At 32.1% G+C, this 3,079-nt stretch carries 1 protein-coding gene; it reads left to right on the top strand.

Features of this window, described 5'->3' with window-relative positions:
* The first annotated feature begins 226 nt into the window (after window positions 1–226).
* Window positions 227–733 carry a hypothetical protein gene (locus AFK68_RS04210; protein WP_094671723.1) on the top strand — a complete coding sequence of 169 codons (507 nt, stop codon included), beginning with the start codon at window positions 227–229 and terminating at the stop codon, window positions 731–733.
* Window positions 734–3,079 lie beyond the last annotated feature (2,346 nt).

The raw sequence follows: 3,079 nt of genomic DNA, 5'->3' as shown, positions 1-3,079 counted from the left end.
ATTACAGTTATTAGCTATATTTGCGTATTTTTGACTATTCCCACCAATTTTTAAGATAGCTTGTTGCAGAGTATTTAAGTGTTTTCACTATTGCGGAACTAATATATTTAGTCGATAATAAAAAAAATGGTTAAGACAGTTAATTATATTTCAGCTCATTCGGAGAGAAGAGATGAGAATACCATTTTATCTTACCAACAATTTTTATTAGTTAAAACCAGGAGAAATGAACAATAAAAACTTATCACCAGCCCAGGCAAATCTAAAAATGTCTCTCTGGCAAGTAGACGCAAATTCAATGACAAGTAGTGATATATATGTATGGTTAAATGACACTGGATTGCCTCCGGAAGTTACTATTAGACTGCACGAACTAATGACTTATACAAAGAAAGTAGGTAAAAAAGTCTTTGATATAGGCAAAATTATACTAATCAAAATTATTGAATTTGTCAAAGCACATCCTTTTTTAATTGTAGGTACAGGAATTGGTGCAACAGTAGGTGCTGCTGTAACTGCTTTAATCACTTCTATACCATTTTTAGGACAATTATTAGCACCTGTGGCAATGGCTTTAGGAATAACTATTACTGCTGTAGGTGCATTAGTTGGACATACATTAGATAAATCTTTTGAAGGTGTAGGTGAAGATTTATTTGAAATTGCTCAACAGTTTTTTCAATTATTAGCTGAAGTTTTCAATACAGTTTTCCGTAACGTTGTAATAGCTTAGATAGAAATATTAATTATAGCAATCCTAAATAGGTTGTAATATTTTATCGTAGGGGTTTGGTTTCCAAATCTGATTTGCGCTTGGGTTTGGAGACCAAACCCCTACAGTTTTTTTCACGAATCATTTCTTATGACTATATTATTTAGAGGTAAATATGAGTACAACTGAAAAACCAAATAAGGAACAAATTTTAAAAGCTATTGAACAATTAGAAAAAAATCCTAATGATAAATTAGCCATTTTGGGTGATGTTGGAATTACTGGACTTGGAGCAGTTGGTGTTGGAGCAGTTGCAGCAGTAGCAGGAACAACAACAGCTTCTATACCATTAGTTACAGCATTAACTGGAGTTGGCATGGTAGTTGCTGCACCTCTAGGTTTAGTTGCTGGAGCTGCTGTTGCTGGTGGAGCTGCTGCTTATGGAATATCAAGACTGGTTAAAGGTGGCGGTTATAACGAAGGAAAACAACAAGAAATTCTCAAACGTTTGCAGGAACAAAAAATAGAAATAGAAGCTAAAGAAAGAGGTTCTAATGTTGGAGATAGTGACAAGACAAATTTCATTCTTTTGTTGAAAGAACCCATTAGACTTGATTTAATTAGCTCAGAAGATGCTCAAGAATTAATTAATGCTGTAGAAACAGGTCAACTACGATTAAAAGAAGCTATTCAAATGGTTGAGGATATTATTAAAAGTGAAGATATTCAAACAGAAATTCCTCAGCATTCTGGCAGTAAAGTACAGCAAGTAAAAGCTAATCAACTAGCTTCTCAAATTGAAGATGGTGACAAGAAAAAATTTGTTGTTTTGTTGAAGAAAACTATTAGCCTTAATTTAATTAGGAGAGAAAATGCTCAAGTATTAATTAATGCTGTAGAAACAGNGTTGAGGATATTATTAAAAGTGAAGATATTCAAACAGAAATTCCTCAGCATTCTGGCAGTAAAGTACAGCAAGTAAAAGCTAATCAACTAGCTTCTCAAATTGAAGATGGTGACAAGAAAAAATTTGTTGTTTTGTTGAAGAAAACTATTAGCCTTAATTTAATTAGGAGAGAAAATGCTCAAGTATTAATTAATGCTGTAGAAACAGATCAACTACCATTAAAAGAAGCTATTCAAATGGTTGAGGATATTGTTAAAAATAAAGATATTCAAACAGAAATTCCTCAGCATTCTGGCAGTAAAGTACAGGAAGTAAAAGCCAAGGAAAAAGCTTCTAAAGTTGGAGATGGTGACAAGAAAAAATTCGTTGTTTTGTTGAAGAAAACTATTAGCCTTAATTTAATTAGCTCAGAAGATGCTCAAGAATTAATTAATGCTGTAGAAACAGATCAACTACCATTAAAAGAAGCTATTCAANAAGCTTCTAAAGTTGGAGATGGTGACAAGAAAAAATTCGTTGTTTTGTTGAAGAAAACTATTAGCCTTAATTTAATTAGCTCAGAAGATGCTCAAGAATTAATTAATGCTGTAGAAACAGATCAACTACCATTAAAAGAAGCTATTCAAATGGTTGAGGATATTCTAAAAAATAAAGATAATCAAACAGAAATTCCTCAGCATTCTGGCAGCAAAGTACAGGAAGTAAAAGCCAAGGAACAAGCTTCTAAAGTTGGAGATGGTGACAAGAAAAAATTCGTTGTTTTGTTGAAGAAAACTATTAGCCTTAATTTAATTAGCNCCAAGGAACAAGCTTCTAAAGTTGGAGATGGTGACAAGAAAAAATTCGTTGTTTTGTTGAAGAAAACTATTAGCCTTAATTTAATTAGCAGAGAAGATGCTAAAAAATTAATGAACGCTGTGGTTGATAAAGGTCAAATATCATTTCAAGAAGCAATTAAAATGCTTGACAAACTTGTGAAAAATAAAGCTTATCAAATTTGATACTTAAACTTTGCTTCTATCACCCGCCTTTTATTTTAGGAGGGTGATTTTTTTCGCCCAATTATTGCCACACTAAATCAAAAAATAAGGTATTATTTATATAGATAAACTGCATTTTCTTATTTTGCCCAGAAGTGAGAAATTTAAAAATACGTTTAATATCAAGTCCGGATGATTAGGTATAAATAAAATATTTGCTTTGGAGAGGATATATTTTAAATTTTCCCCTACTCCTCTACTCCCCTACTCCCTTACTATCTTAATTATAAGTGTTCAACCGAACATGATATAACCTACTCAGAAGAACAATTGTAAATGTCATATAAAATCAATATATCCCTTGAAAAAAAGAATCAAGCTATTTTGCGTCTTGCCCAGAAATTACAGATAAACAGTTTCAGGGAGATTCTCTAGATATTGTATTTGCAGAACTCAAAAAGCCATCCAGTTTGAATTACA

The organism is Hydrocoleum sp. CS-953, assembly GCF_002260545.1.
GTDB lineage: Bacteria > Cyanobacteriota > Cyanobacteriia > Cyanobacteriales > Microcoleaceae > Trichodesmium.
Note: the sequence above shows the minus strand (reverse complement) of the source record. Positions and strands in the feature narration are given on the sequence as shown.

Coding starts and splice junctions, on each gene's coding strand:
- AFK68_RS04210 (WP_094671723.1), top strand. CDS start 227: ATGAACAATAAAAACTTATCACCAGCCCAGGCAAATCTAAAAATGTCT.